This is a genomic window from Rhizobium sp. 16-488-2b, from assembly GCF_017741815.1.
Taxonomy (GTDB): Bacteria; Pseudomonadota; Alphaproteobacteria; order Rhizobiales; family Rhizobiaceae; genus Rhizobium.
On record NZ_JAGHMF010000034.1, the window covers coordinates 268,895 to 283,673 of the forward strand.

Consider the following 14,779-nt stretch of genomic DNA (forward strand, 5'->3'; position numbering starts at 1 on the left):
TCATGTGAAGCTAATTTTCGAAGGCGGTGATAAACTATTTCTGCATTCCACCCTTGATAAGCACGACAGTTAGTTCAAAATCTTACCTGAGACGCTTTGCCGCAAGCGTCTTAACGAGGGAGGCGTTTTGAATATGGCTACTGTGACTAACTATGGTCCTTCGTCCACGTCCATGGAACGTGACGCGAGACAAATTCATGCTGATAAGCCGGTTTCGCCGGGCAGCATTGCAATCGGTGTCGTCATTGGACGCACATCCGAATTCTTTGATTTCTTCGTCTACGGGCTGGCCTCGGTGCTAGTCTTTCCGCAGCTTGTCTTTCCGTTCGCGCCGGACAGGTTGACAGCAACACTTTATTCCTTTGCGATCTTTTCGCTTGCATTCCTGGCACGTCCAGTTGGGTCGGTGGTCTTCATGACGATCGACCGCTTGTACGGCCGCGGCACCAAGCTCACCATCGCCCTTTTCCTGCTCGGAGGATCCACCGCATCCATTGCGTTCCTGCCGGGTTATAACGAGATCGGCGTTTGGTCGATCGCGCTTCTGGCGCTGTTCCGATTGGGGCAGGGTTTCGCGCTCGGCGGCGCATGGGACGGCTTGGCGTCGCTCTTGGCGCTAAACGCGCCAAAGAATCACCGCGGCTGGTACGCGATGATCCCGCAGCTTGGCGCGCCCATCGGCTTTGCGCTGGCCAGCCTGCTGTTCGGCTATTTCGTGGCCAATCTGTCGTCGCAGGACTTCCTCAGCTGGGGCTGGCGCTATCCGTTCTTCGTGGCTTTCGCCATCAACGTCGTCGCGCTCTTTGCGCGCCTTCGTCTGGTGATGACGAAGGAATTCGGCACGGCACTGGAGCAGCATGAGCTCGAAGCGGCCCCGATTCGCGACGTCGTGCGCATCCACGGCCGCGATATCCTGATCGGCGCCTTCGTGCCGCTGGCAAGCTTCGCGATGTTCCATCTCGTCACGATCTTCCCGCTCGGCTGGATGAGCCTTTACGGCGACCAGCCGATCGGCGCCTTCATGCTGGTGCAGACGGTCGGTGCCATGGTCGGCATCTTGGCGATCATCGCCTCCGGCCTGATGGCTGACCGTATCGGTCGGCGCGGACAGCTGGCGGTTTGCGCGGTGCTGATCGCGATCTTCAGCTTCGTCGGTCCGATCATGCTGGGCTCGGGTTCGAATGGCCACGATGCCTTCGTGATCATCGGCTTCGGCGTGCTCGGCCTGTCTTTCGGCCAAGCCACGGGTTCCATCTCGTCGCGCTTCGGCCGGGGATATCGCTACACCGGCGCGGCGTTCACGTCGGACCTGGCATGGCTCGTCGGCGCCGGCTTCGCGCCGCTCGTGGCACTCAGCCTGTCCAGCCGCTTTGGCCTGACCTTCGTCGGCTACTACCTGCTGTCGGGTGCAATCTGTACGCTGGCCGCCTTGGCCTTCAGCCGGGCGCTCGAACAGCGCGACTGATTGATCGCCGCCAATAGAGAAAGCCCGCCTGAACCAATGTTCGGGCGGGTTTTTTGCGTTTGATCACAAACAGCTAAGGTGATGACTTAATTCACCGCTTCCGGCTTCTTTGCCGCGCGCGCTGCGGTCAGTTCGGCAGTCGTATGGTTCAGGCGATCCGCGAGGACGCGCATGATCTCGACGGCCATCTCGGGAAAGTCGCTCAGCAGCTTCAGGAAATGCTCCTTGCTGATGCGCAGCACCTCAAGCGCCGACGTGGCGCGAACGGTTGCGGTACGTGAGACGTCGCAGAGGATCGCGATCTCACCGACGATGGAATTGGGATCGACGTCCGCAACCTTGATGTCGCCGGCGGGCGAGCGAACGAGAATATCGGCTGTTCCTGAGAGCACCACATAGGCTGCGTCGCCCGGGTCGCCTTGTCGGAACAGATCCTGACCGGCGCTATATGTCATGCGGTCCGAGGTAAAGGCCAAAAGTTTGAGCTTGGCTGGTGCAATCCGTGAAAAGATCGGCACGCGCCGCAGCATCTCGACTTCGTCTCTGAGCAGCATGAGCTTATTTTCTCCCTGCGCGCTCGTGGCGCGCTTGCTAGAATGACGTGCGTCCTTTTTGGCAGGACGTCACTTTTGTAGCCCCTGTAGAATATTACGATAACAGTTCCTTGAACATCCCGTTCTGTTCGGAAAGTTCCGGAAAATTGCCGGCCTCGACCAGGCTTCCACGGTCGAAAAGCAGGATCCGATCGAAAAGCGCGGCCAGTCTGGCGTTCGAAAGAACCCATACGATCGCCGGTCGCTCGCCCTCATGATGCAGATCGTTGAGGAGGTTGTTGGTGATCTGGTCCTGCACGCGCTGATCCAGCGCCGACAGCGGCCGGTTGAGAATGATGTAGTCGGAACGCCTGAGCAGCGTTCTTGCGAGATTCAGCTTCTGGCGCTGGACCATTGTCAGACGCTTGCCGCCGGAACCGACATCGAACTCAAGCCCGATCGATAGGACGTCGTCGAAGAGATCGAGCGTTTCGAAGAGACCGACCATGATCGAGCGGATGCTCTCGGACGCGTCGGCGCGCTGATAGGCGATACGTCCGAAAAGAACATTGTCCATCAGGCTCGCCGACGAGATGAAGTGCTCGGGATCGTAACGCTCGATGACGGCGGCGAGATCATCCGGAATATTCTCGTGGAACTGCTTGCGCGCGCTGACGATCTTGGCTGTCAATTCGTCTGTCAGGAGACCGAAGCGGTGGCGGGGTTCGATATAGGCGAAGCTCAGGCGGATGATGGCCGAGCGCTCTTCCGGAGTCGCGTCGTCGAACTTCCTGCTGCTGAGCTTCTGCAGTAGCGCCTGATAGGTCGGAATGTCGTCCGCCGTCATGAAGGTCAACTGTTGGAAGAACGGGTGGTCCGGCGGCAGGTCGTGGAAGAGTTCAACCGCGTTTTCGGCGATTTCCAGGCCCATGGCGTAGAGATCGTTACTCAGTCCCGTTTCGCGGAATAGCGTCTGGAAATAGGGATGCGCCGCAAGGCGGCGGTTGTTCATGATCGGCCTTCTCATGGAGCCGAAAAGCAGATTCTCGCCGACGGTGGCCTGCGCGTTGTAGCTATCGAAGTCGAAGGGAACGACGATGTTGCCGAGCTCCGACTGCTGCATCTTCTCGCGCAGCGCGGCACGCAGATCGACGATATGTTCGGCAAGCTTGATGTGGACGTGCGTATCGACAGTCGAGCGCAGCGCGAGATCGAGAATGTCTTCGGTGATCAGCACGGCGTCGAGCGCCGGGCGCATGGCCGTCAAGATATCGCCCGGACCGGTGGCGCCCGCCGCGTGGTAATCCACCCAGTCGCTGTTCGGATCAAGCGTCGGGTTGCCGGCCTTGATCGCTTCGGCGGCATGCCACTTGGCTTCCTGGGCCGTCTGCTCGTCATAGTCGGGATCCTTCAGCGGCGCGTGCTTCAGGCCATAGAGAAGGTTGTCGCGGAGCGTACCCTGGAAGAAATAGAGATCGGACGAGGCATAGGAAATCCTGCGGCCCGAAACCGATTCCGGTAGCTCCAGCAGATCCTTTCCGTCGATGGTGATGCGGCCCGAGTTGGGCCAGACCACGCGGCCGAGCGCCTCGGCGAAGGCTTCCGCTCCGCTCGAATTGGGCCCAACGACGGCTACGGTCTCGTTTGGCTTGATTTCGACGGAGACGTGATCGATCAGCTTTGCGCCGCTATCGTCGCTGACGGCAAGGTTGGTAACGACGATGGGTGCGGCCAAAGCCGGAACCTCTTCGATGGCGACCTTGTGGATGCTGTCGTCGATCAGCGGCTCGACATTGAACTGCTCGTAGACCTGTTGGTACTTGACCTGCACGTCCTGGCGCATCTGATCCCAGTCGATCAGTTCCTTCAGTGGTCCCGGCAAATCCTTGTAGGCGCTGATGACGGCCACGAGCTGTCCAATATCCAGTCGGCCCTGGAGCGCCAAGTAGCCGCCGATCGCGTAGAACAGGAACGGCGTTACCTGTGCGAGGAAGTTGTTCAGGAACTTGACCAGGAACTTCCACTGATAGAGATCGTAGCGGATCGAGAAGATGAGCCCAAGGCGCGCGGCGATGTCGGCGCGTTCCAGGTTCGATGTGTCGTTGCCATGGATCGTGCCGATGCCATCGACGATCTCGCCAACGCGGCCGGAAAGCTCGCGTGCTGTCAGCTGCCGCTGGCGACCGAGCTCCAACAGCCGCTTGCGCATGCGGGGAATGACGACGGCCTGAACGCCGACGATCGCAGCCGCAATCATGCCTAGCCAGAAGTTCTGCACGATAATGAAGGCGAGCGCCGTCAGTGCCTGGCCGCCGAGCAGGGCAGGCGAGACGAAAGCGTCCCCCGTGAAGCCGCCCATAGGCTCGACTTCATCCTTGATCATGGTGGCGATTTCAGCGGACTTCACGCGCTTGAAATGATTGGGCGGGAAGCGCAGAACCCGATCGATCAACTGAAAGCGGATGCGCCGCAGCATGCGCTCGCCGAGCCGACCCTTGTAGGTGTTAATGTAAAACTTGAAGAGGCCGTTGAGGACGACGAGCGCCAGGAAAACCAGGCTGAGCGCCATCAGCATCTGCTCGCGACCGAGCTGGATGCCCTGGAAGAACTCCACCTTCCCGATCAGCGGAAACGTGTAGGAAAGATGCATGAAGGTCTGCGTGGCGCCTTCACCCTCGAAGCCTGATCCCTGAATAGGTCCGTTGACGATCTGCTTGGGCAGGTCGAACGACAGAAAGTACGGCACCATCGAAAGTGCGACCACCGCCAGAATCCAGAGCTGCTGCAGCCGCGTGTTCGACCAGATGTAGCGCGCGAGGCTTTTTTCCATTGCTAACCGTCGATTGTCTGGAAAATTTGAGACATCAATCCTGCACGAGAGGGCGGTGGTACCGAGAACAGGATCATGCTATCGGATCGCTCAATAAAAACAACGCGAAGCGACGTGTATTGCTGGACGCCGATTCACGCGAGAGTCTGTTTTATATCACATGATTTTCATAAAGGGCGAGAGTTTCACGCGAGCATAGCGCGAATGATTTCGGCCGTTCGTCTGGCGCCTTCTAGATCGATATCAAGATCGGCTGCGCGACGCTTGGGAGCCGCAAGTGCTGCGCTCACCGCCGTCGCCACATGATCCGCCGTCAGCCCCTTTTCGGGCAACAACTCGGCCAATCCGAGCTTGGCAAGCCGCTCGGCCCTGACGGTCTGCTCCGTCTCCCCGCCTGCGACGAACGGGATCAGGATCGGCCGACAGTCGGTCCGCAAGAGGTCGCCTACCGTGTTGTAGCCCGCCTGCGAAATGGAAACGCGCGCGGTGGAGAGCAGAGAGGGGAAATCCTTGCGGAACCGGACGAGCGTGACGTTGGATGGGATCGCTTGCGACAATGTCACGAAATCCGTCTCCGGCAGGTTCGGGCCGCTGATCAGCAGCCAGCGCAGATCGGCGGGCAGCATCTTCGCGGCTTGGCCGGCTGCGTTCAACAGCTCCATCCCAACCGCGCCGCCACCGGCGGATGCGATAATGTCGAATGTCTTCGATGCCGGCTCGGGCGGCGGCGGCGCCACGATCCCGGTATAGGAGACCTTGTCGGCTATATCCGCGGTCAGCGGGAAGGTGTCTTCGAGGCGGACGAAGTCGGGATCGCCGTGAACGAGCACGCCATCGAAATGCGCCTGCACCAGACCGACGGTCTCGGCGTCGCGCCCAGCCTTGCGGTTCTCCTGCAAGATGTCGCGCACCGAGCTCAAGAGCTTCGGTCGCGGGCTCGACGCTTCGATGGCTTTGATCAAAGGCAGAAGTTCAAAGCGCATCTGCCTGCGTCCAAACGGAAAAGCCTCGATGATGACGACGTCGGGGCGCGCATCGTGAAACGTTTGCAGCAGCAGGTCGCGTCGCCGGTCGAGGAAATCCTGGTCGACTGCAATGCCCCGTTCATCGGCGAGCCCGGAGAAGCCGGCGTTGCTGGCCACCACCGGCGGCAATGCCACCGTCTTCAAGCCGGCCGCCGGGAAGCCCGCAACCGGCAGGCCACCGGTCACGACAGTGACATCGAAGCCGTCATTCTGCAGGGCATTGGCGATGCGGCTTGCGCGCGCGATATGGCCGATACCGAGCAAGTGCTGAACGTAGAAGAAGACCCTCGGAGCGCTCATGATGCTTTCTGCCACTCCTGTTGGAACAACTGGCTGAGCTGAACGATGCTGGCATTGTAGTCGAAATGGCTGCGCACGCGCATCTCGGCGGCGTCGCCCAGCCTCTGCCGCAAGGCGGGATCGCGAATGGCTGTCTCGAGCGCCTTCGCCAGCGCATGGGGATCATCGGGTTCGACCAGCAGCCCATTCTCGCCGTCGACCAGTAGCTCCGGCACGCCGGAAACCGAGGTCGAGATGCAGGGCAATCGCTGGCTGGACGCCTCGACGAGAACGTTCGGCAATCCGTCGCGATCGCCATTGGCGGCGATGCGGCAGGCAAGCGCGAAGAGATCGGCGCGGCGATAGTGATCCAGCACGTCTTCCTGGGCGAGCGCGCCCTTCCAGGTGATGCGCTCGGAGAGCTTGAGTTCGCTCGCCAGCGCCTTCAGCTTGGCCAGTTCATCACCGCCGCCGATATGCTCGAAACGCCAGTTCAGATCGCTGGGCAGGAGCGCAAGCGCACGCAGCAAGGTGTCGTAGCCCTTCTTCTCCACCGCGCGCCCGACGCTGAGTAGAAAGACGGGGTTCGTCGGGTCGCTGCCATCCTGGCCGGATCGATCGCCGGGGAAATGGCCGAAGCGGGCGAGATCGAGGCCGTGATAGCTGAGATACACCGCATCCTTGCGTGGTGTCAGCGTGCGCATGTGCTGGTAGCCGTTGCGGGTGCAGGTCACGGCCCAGCGGGCGCTGGAGAGCTTTTCCGTCAGCTCCCAGTCGGGCGATGTCCAGATATCCTTGGCATGGGCCGAGCAGGTCCACGGCACCCCGGTCAAAAGGCTCGCATATTCTGTGACGGAGGCGGGGGTGTGGATGAAATGCGCGTGCAGCCACTCTCCGCCATCCGGCCATTCATGGGCGAGCACCATGGCCTGGCCAAGCCTGCGAAAGCGATTGCGCGAGATATCGCGCGGCAGGTCCTTGAAGAAGCGCTTCATCAGCGCGCCGAAGCCCGGCTTCCTGAAGCTGGCAAACAGCCCCTTCAACACCCTGAGCGGCTCTTCGTGCAGATATTCCGGCAGGTAGACGACCCGCGCCTTGATCTCGTCGTGGACGGGATGGCGCTTCTTGTCGGTCGGGCGGCGCATGGAGATCAAGGTCAGGTCGAAACCGGCCTTTTCGAGCCCCAGCAATTCCTGTGCGATGAAGGTTTCCGAAAGGCGTGGATAGCCCTTCAGGACGACAAGCAATTTCCGGCGTGGCGGCAATGATACGACTTTCACTCGGCGCCGACGACGGAAAGGTGGCGGCCACGGTTGTCGAGCCAGCTGCCCACCGTCTCGGAGATATGGTTGAGGCCCTCAAGCCGCATGTTGGATCCGCTCATCGAGGGCGGCTGGCGGTGCGGCAGGCGCTTCAGCGCGTCGGCCATGACGGCGGCGTCGGCCGATGCTTCCGGCAGAAGCATCTCGACAAGGCCAAGGTCGCTGGCGCGCTGCGCGCGCAACAACTGCTCCTCGCGCGGCTTGACGCGGGGCACGATCAGCGCCGGCTTGTCGAAGGAGAGGATTTCGCAATAGGTGTTGTAGCCACCCATAGCCACCACGCCGGCCGCGCCGGCGATCAGCTCTTCCATGTTGTTGTCGAACTCGATCACCTGGATGTAAGGGATCTTCGATCCCTTCTGCACCAGCGTCGTGCGTTCGGCGACCGGCATGTAGGGACCGAGCACGACCAGCGCCTTCTGCTGCAGGGTCGGGTCCTGCTCATAGGCGTTCATCACGTCGTGCACGAGATCGGAGCCATCGCCGCCGCCGCCCGTCGTGACGAGAATGTAATCGTCGCTGCGGGCATTGATCGAGGTCTTGTTTGCCGAGACGCTGCGCTGCAGGAAGCCGACGAAGTCCATCTTGCGGCGAACACTGGCGGGCACATCGAGGCCGACGAGCGGGTCATAAAAATCAGGCGGGCCGTAGACCCAGATCGAATCGTAATATTGGTCGATCTTCTGCATCACGCCGTTCTTCTTCCACTCGGCGTCGAGCAGGTGAGGGGCGTCCATGATCTCGCGCAGGCCAAGCACCAGTGTCGTGCCGCGCGCCTTCAGATAGTTGAGCGTCTCTTCGACCTCGCCCTTCAGTCCCATCGGCTCCTTGTCGACGATGAAGATGTCGGGCTGGAACGTTTCGGCCGTGTGGCGGATGATCGATTCGCGCATCTTCAGCGTATCCTGAAGATCGATATGGCTTGCCATCGACGTATATTCGCCATTGCGCAGCTTGATGACGCTCGGCACCTTCACGAAGTCGACGCGGGCGCGATAATCGAACGCACCGGCGATCGTCGCACCCGAGATGATCAGGATGTTCAGGCCGCGATAGTCCTCGACCAACGCATGCGCGATGGTGCGACAGCGTCGCAGATGGCCAAGCCCGAACGTGTCGTGGCTGTACATCAGGATGCGTGCGTCTTCCAGGCGCCGGGCCATGGACATTCCTTCCGGGCTATACATCATCTAGCACCGCCGCTTTCAACGGCGCTGGCGACCGATCGGGGGAAGATCAGTCGTTGGCCGTTATTTGTAGGGATCAGCCGCATCGCGCAACCCGTCTCCCAGAAAGTTGAACGCCAAAATCACCAAGACCACAGGTATAATCGGGAAAAGCAACCACGGATAGAACGCAATAACACTTACGCTCTTGGCTTCCGTGAGCAGAATGCCCCAGCTGGTGATCGGCGGGCGAAGGCCAAGCCCAAGGAAGCTTAGCGCGGTCTCGCCAAGGATCATGCTGGGAATGGAAATCGTCGCCGAGGCAATCAGGTGGGACATGAAGCCCGGCACGAGATGCCGCCCGATCACGCGCGGGGTACTGGCGCCCATCAGCTGGGCGGCCTGCACGTAATCCTCCTCGCGCAATGCCAAGAGCTTGGAGCGAACGGCACGCGCTAGACCGGTCCAGTCGATGATGCCGAGAATGATCGTGATGCCGAAATAGATGACGAGGGGGCTCCACGTCACCGGCATGATCGCCGCCAGCGCCATCCACAAGGGCAGGCTCGGAAGCGATTGCAGCACTTCGATCAGACGTTGCACGATCAGGTCGAACACGCCGCCACGATAGCCCGCAAGGCCGCCGATGACGATGCCGAGGCAGAAGCTGATCGAGATACCGATCAGGCCGATCGTCAGCGATATGCGGGCGCCGTAGAGAATGCGCGAAAGCACGTCGCGGCCGAGCCGATCGGTCCCGAGCAGAAACATCTGTCCGCCCTCGGCAGGGCAGACCATATGCAGGTTGGAATCGAACACGCCCCAGAACTTGTAGGCATCGCCGCGGCAGAAGAAGCGGATCGGCTGCACATCGTCAGGCTTGTCGCTGTAGAGCCGGTGCAGCGTATCCATATCCAGCGACATGGTGCGGCCATAGACGAACGGCCCGACGAACTTGCCGTCATTGAAAAAGTGCACACGTTGCGGCGGCGAATGGATGAAATCGACGTTCTTGGTGTGCAGCCCATAGGGCGCCACGAATTCCACGACGATGATCATCAGGTAAACGGCGATCAGGAAGACCGCCGAGGCCAGCGCCAGGCGATGCTGCTTGAATTTCCACCACATCAGCTGCTTTTGCGAAGCAAGGTGGATGCGCGATTGCGCCGCCGTCATCGTTTCAGTCGCCATCGGATCGAATGGCGCGGTCGAGACATAATGCGGCATCGGGGCGCCGGGTGGGGGCAAGGGCGACATTATTTGGTGCTCCTGCCTTGGAGGCGAATACGCGGGTCGAGGAAGCCGAGGGCGATGTCCGAGATCAGCACGCCGATGACATTCAGGAAGGCCAGGAACATCAGGAACGAGCCGGCAAGATACATGTCCTGGCTCTGAAGCGCCTTGATCAGCATCGGGCCGGTCGTCTCAAGCGACAGCACGATCGCGACGATTTCCGCGCCCGATATGATCGAAGGCAGGATCGAGCCGATATCGGCGACGAAGAAGTTCAGCGCCATGCGCAGCGGATACTTGAGCAGTGCGCGCAGCGGATGAAGACCCTTGGCGCGCGCAGTCACCACATATTGCTTCTGCATCTCGTCGAGTAGATTGGCGCGAAGTCGTCGGATCATGCCTGCTGTGCCTGCTGTGCCGACGATGATCACGGGGATCCACAAATGCGAGAGGATCGATCTCGCTTTCTCCCAGCTCATCGGCTCTGCGAGATATTTCTGGTCCATCAAATGGCCGATCGAAACCCCGAACCAGATGTTGGCGAAATACATGAGGATCAGCGCCAACATGAAGTTCGGAATGGCGATGCCGAGCAGGCCGAACAGCGTCAGGCCGTAATCGCCCCAACTATACTGATGGGTCGCGGAATAGATGCCGATCGGAAAGGCGATCAGCCAGGTCAAAAGGATAGTCGCGAAGGAGACCAGAATGGTCAGCCACAACCGGTCGCCCACCACTTCGGAGACCGGGAGTTGGTATTCGAACGAATAGCCGAAGTCGCCATGCAGCATGCCGCCGACCCAGTAGAAATAGCGGACCACGGCCGGCTTGTCGAAACCGTACTGTTTCCTGAGTTCCTCGATCTCCTGCAGGTTGGCGTTCTCGCCCTGCGCGCGCAATTCGGCGATCTGGCTTTCGAAGAAGTCGCCAGGCGGGAGTTCGATGATGGTGAAGACCAGCGCCGAGATGATGAACAGCGTGGGCACCATGGCGGCGATGCGCCAGAGGATATATCTCAACATCGCTCAGGCCTCCTTGAACCAGAAGGTGTCTGGCATGTAGATGCCGAGATAGGATGTCGGGTCGAAGCCATAGAGGCCCTGCTCCGGCACGTTCTGCAATTTCGCCGATTTCAGAATGGGTTGCAGCGTGCTGTTGATCAATCCGATCGAGAAAACCTGCTGCGTGTAGAGCGACAGCATCTGGTGCCAGATCGCCTGGCGCTCCTCGAAGTGAGCGGTCGCGCCCCAATGGCTGAGCAAGCTGACGAGCTGCTCGGCCTCCGGCAGATCAGGCGCGGTTCCAGCCTGCCCGGCTGACAAATGATACATGCCCCAGAGAGGCCATTGCAGCTGGTCGTCCATGGTCGGCGCCAACTGGCTCGGCGACATGTCGGCGGTCGCCACCCCGTTATCGATGCCGAACCAGATCGACATCATGATACGCCCGCTCATGGCGCGATCACGGAAGACGTCGCGCTGCGAGGTGCGGGTGTAAAGCGCAATGCCAACCTCGCGCCAGTGATCACGCACCAGTTCGAGCACGTCGGTGTCGAGATTGCTTTCGCCAGCGGTTTCCACCGTGATCTCGGCGCGGCGCCCGTCCGGCAGCAAGCGGATGTCTTCGCTGTCGCGCTCCGTCAGTCCCAGTTCATCGAGCAGGCGGTTGGCTTCATCAGGATCATGGGCGATGAAAGCATCGGCATATTCCTGCTTGAACAGCGGACTATCCGGAAGCACGGTGTCCGCGCTCGGCTTGCCGAGACCGTAGAACGCCACCATGTTGATTTCGTGCCGATCGACGGCCAACGAAAGCGCGCGCCGGAAGCTTGTCTCGCGGAAAAGCTTGCGCCAGACATCGTCGGCGCAATTGAGGTTGGGCAGCAGTGCCACCCGTGAGCCGCGCACCTGTTTCCAGAGATTGACCTTCACCGGGAAGCGCTTTTCCGCATCCTTGAGATAGGTGTAGTCGTTGAAATCGACGCCGGTGGCCTGCAGGTCGGATTCGCCCGCGCCCGCTTTGGCGGCAATGATCGAGGACGAGCTGACGCTCATGATGAAACGGTCGACATAGGGCAGCTGCACGCCGTTCTCGTCGATCCGATGGAAGAACGGATTGCGCACGAAGACGAACTGCTCGGCCGGCGGCGGCGTCGTGTTGACCCATGGATCGAGCGACGGCAGGTCGGGGTTTTCAGGGCGAGAAGCGCGCGACATCTTGATGTGCAGATCGGCCCATTTCTTGACCCGGTTCTGCTTCATCAGCGCGGACAGACGAAAGTCGTCCTGATACTTCTTGTGGAATTGCTTGAGATAGTGCCCCGGCCCGAAAATGACCAGCGGCAGCGGGCCGGCAAGCGCTGGCATGAAATTCGGGTTCGGCCGATCCCAGGTGTAGCGTACGGTGAGGGGATCAAGCACCTCGAAGCGCGGCAGGTTTCCGTGCGGGCGAAGCTCCAGCGCGCCACCTCCCGGCGTCAGGTCCTTGTTGAGGATGACGTCTTCCCACCAGTAGCGGAAATCATCCACCGTAAACGGCGACCCGTCGGACCAGCGATGGCCTTCGCGCAGATGGAAGGTGAAGACGGAGTCGTTTTCCGAGGTGAAGCCCATCAGGATGTCGGGCTGGAACTGCAGCTTGGTGTCGTAGCCGATCAGCCTGGAATAGCCGTAGACCGTCATGTAGCGGATGTCTTTCGCGCTGCCGATGATCGTACGCACGGTGCCGCCGTAAACGCCGGGCTGCCGCCCGGTTGCCTTCATGTTGATGATCCTCGGATGGGTCGGCAGGCGCTCCACCATCGGCGGGATGCGATCTGCACGCAGCCAGTCGCGCAGGAATTCGGGCTCGATATCCCGATCGCCCACTGCTTTCGCCAGTGATGGCGAAATCGCCGCACCAACCAATCCGCCGATGAAACCCCGACGCGTTACCATGCGCGCAACTCCTTCACATCGGCGCCTTTTCGCGCGCGCACGAAATGCCCGTTGCCGAGATCGGCATAATCGAGTTCCGATGCGTCGTCGTGTTCGGCGGTAAAGGTCACGCCCCAGTTCTGCTTGTCGGCAGCGCCGTTCCTGCGCAACGCCTCGAAGTCGAGCGGGCGGTCGAGATCGGGGAAGGGGACCGCTGCCAAGAGTGATTTGGTGTAGGGGTGGACGGGATCGCGCAGGATGATCTCGCGCGGCGCTATCTCGACGATGCGGCCCTTGCACATGACGGCGATGCGATCGGCCATGTAGTCGACCACGGCAAGATTGTGCGAAATGAACAGATAGGTGAGCCCGAGTTCCTTTTGCAGATCCTTCAAGAGATTGAGGATCTGCGCCTGAACCGAAACGTCGAGTGCCGAGACAGGCTCGTCGAGAATGATGAGCTTCGGTCCGAGTGCAAGTGCGCGCGCGATACCGATGCGCTGACGCTGGCCGCCAGAGAAACTGTGCGGGTAGCGATTGAGGTAGCGCTTATCGAGCCCGATCGCGCCCATCAGCGCTTCGACCTTGCGATTGCGCTCCGCGCTGTCGCCGCGATCGTGGATCTCGAGCGGCTCGGAGAGAATATTGCGAACGGTCATGCGTGGAGACAGCGAAGATACCGGATCCTGGAAGACCATCTGGATATTGGTTCGCAGCTCCTGCAGATCATCGCCGGTAACGGACAGGACATCGACGACATCCTTATCGTCATTAAAGATCACCGAGCCGCTATCCGGCGCCATCGCCCGCATCAGGATCTTGCTGACGGTAGTCTTGCCGCAGCCGGATTCGCCGACAAGGCCGAGGCATTCGCCGCGACGAATATCGAAACTGACGTCGTCCACCGCCCGGACACCTGCATCATCGCGCATGCCGAATAGGCCGCGGTTGCGTGTCTTGAAGGCCTTGGTCAGATTGTTGACCGACAACAGCACTTCGGGGCCTTCAAGTGCCATCTTGGCCTTTTTCTTGCCGAGGAGGGACTCGAGGTTGACAGGCACGTCGCGCAGCGCCTTCAGGCGTTCGCCTTCCTTCATGTCGAAGTGCGGAACGGCCGCCATCAGGCCCTTGAGATAGGGGTGCTGCGGATTGCGGAAGATCGATTCCACCGGCCCGGCTTCCATGATCTCGCCATGGTAGATCACCACGACTTCGTCGGCCATGTTGGCGACGACGCCGAGATCGTGGGTGATCAGTAGCATTGCCATGCCGAGCTTGTGCTGCAGATCGCGGAGCAGTTCGAGAATCTGTGCCTGGATCGTCACGTCGAGCGCGGTCGTCGGCTCATCGGCGATCAGCAAAGCGGGGTTGCAGATGAGCGCCATGGCAATCATCGCGCGCTGGCGCATGCCGCCCGAGAGCTCGAAGGGGTACATGTCGAATGTGCGCTTCGGATTGGCGAAGCCGACGAGGCCGAGCATCTCCTCCGTCTTTTGCCGCGCTTCCTTTTTCGTCGCGTCTGTATGGATTAGCAGCGACTCGCTGATCTGGTTGCCGACCGTGTGCAGCGGCGACAGCGACGTCATCGGTTCCTGGAAGATCGTCGCCATGCGGCGGCCGCGCAGATCGCGCATCTCTTCGCTATCACGCGAATATTTCAGGATATCGGTGGCTTTACCGTCCAGCGGGTCGGTGAAGAGAATGCTTCCCGATGCCTGCGCGGGATTGGGCAGAATGCCCATGATGCTCTGGCTGATGACCGACTTACCGGAACCGGACTCGCCAACCAGCGCCGTCACCTTGCCGGGCAAAATGCGCAAATTTGCGTTCTTTACGACACGCAGTTTGTCGCCGAAAACCGAGAATGAGATATCCAGATTTTCGATGCGCAGCAGATCGGACGCGGACGCCATACCAATGAAATTCCCCAGTTTTCTTCGTTCCCGTTACGAAGACACTAGCGTACGGCAATCAGGGTGTCCAGTTGATGACGAACACATTGAAATTGGGG

The 14,779-nt window shown here is 60.4% G+C and carries 10 protein-coding genes; 1 reads left to right on the plus strand and 9 read right to left on the minus strand.

The window, feature by feature from the left end; translation table 11 throughout:
• The first annotated feature begins 133 nt into the window (after nt 1–133).
• Nucleotides 134–1,465, plus strand: coding sequence for an MFS transporter (locus tag J5286_RS24725; RefSeq protein ID WP_209192442.1), 1,332 nt, complete (start codon nt 134–136; stop codon nt 1,463–1,465).
• Nucleotides 1,466–1,551: 86 nt separating this feature from the next.
• Here the strand turns inward: J5286_RS24725 and J5286_RS24730 are convergent, their stop codons facing one another.
• The 9 genes from J5286_RS24730 to J5286_RS24770 all read right to left on the minus strand — a co-directional run bounded on the left by J5286_RS24730 (nt 1,552) and on the right by J5286_RS24770 (nt 14,681).
• Nucleotides 1,552–2,019 (minus strand): cyclic nucleotide-binding domain-containing protein, encoded by a 468-nt coding sequence (locus tag J5286_RS24730; protein WP_209192443.1) that lies wholly within the window; start codon nt 2,017–2,019, stop codon nt 1,552–1,554.
• Between the two features lie 94 nt (nt 2,020–2,113).
• Nucleotides 2,114–4,828, minus strand: a complete 2,715-nt coding sequence (locus J5286_RS24735) for an ABC transporter ATP-binding protein (RefSeq protein ID WP_209192445.1) — start codon at nt 4,826–4,828, stop codon at nt 2,114–2,116.
• Between the two features lie 185 nt (nt 4,829–5,013).
• Nucleotides 5,014–6,153: a glycosyltransferase family protein gene (locus J5286_RS24740; protein WP_209192446.1), complete on the minus strand. Its 1,140-nt coding sequence runs from the start codon at nt 6,151–6,153 to the stop codon at nt 5,014–5,016.
• Nucleotides 6,150–7,397 carry a glycosyltransferase family 4 protein gene (locus tag J5286_RS24745; RefSeq protein WP_209192973.1) on the minus strand — a complete coding sequence of 416 codons (1,248 nt, stop codon included), beginning with the start codon at nt 7,395–7,397 and terminating at the stop codon, nt 6,150–6,152. The genes J5286_RS24740 and J5286_RS24745 overlap by 4 nt, the downstream gene beginning before the upstream one ends.
• Before the next feature lie 11 nt (nt 7,398–7,408).
• The gene (locus tag J5286_RS24750) at nt 7,409–8,617 is read right to left on the minus strand and encodes a glycosyltransferase family protein (protein ID WP_018901200.1); all 1,209 of its coding nucleotides are present in this window, start codon (nt 8,615–8,617) and stop codon (nt 7,409–7,411) included.
• An 87-nt stretch (nt 8,618–8,704) separates the two neighbouring features.
• Nucleotides 8,705–9,877 carry an ABC transporter permease gene (locus J5286_RS24755; RefSeq protein ID WP_209192447.1) on the minus strand — a complete coding sequence of 391 codons (1,173 nt, stop codon included), beginning with the start codon at nt 9,875–9,877 and terminating at the stop codon, nt 8,705–8,707.
• Nucleotides 9,877–10,875, minus strand: coding sequence for an ABC transporter permease (locus tag J5286_RS24760; protein ID WP_047504155.1), 999 nt, complete (start codon nt 10,873–10,875; stop codon nt 9,877–9,879). Before J5286_RS24760 ends, J5286_RS24755 begins: the two co-directional genes overlap by 1 nt.
• A gap of 3 nt (nt 10,876–10,878) precedes the next feature.
• Nucleotides 10,879–12,789 carry an ABC transporter substrate-binding protein gene (locus tag J5286_RS24765; protein WP_209192448.1) on the minus strand — a complete coding sequence of 637 codons (1,911 nt, stop codon included), beginning with the start codon at nt 12,787–12,789 and terminating at the stop codon, nt 10,879–10,881.
• Complete coding sequence (locus J5286_RS24770) at nt 12,783–14,681, minus strand: ABC transporter ATP-binding protein (protein ID WP_209192449.1); 1,899 nt, start codon at nt 14,679–14,681, stop codon at nt 12,783–12,785. The genes J5286_RS24765 and J5286_RS24770 overlap by 7 nt, the downstream gene beginning before the upstream one ends.
• Between the last annotated feature and the right edge of the window lie 98 nt (nt 14,682–14,779).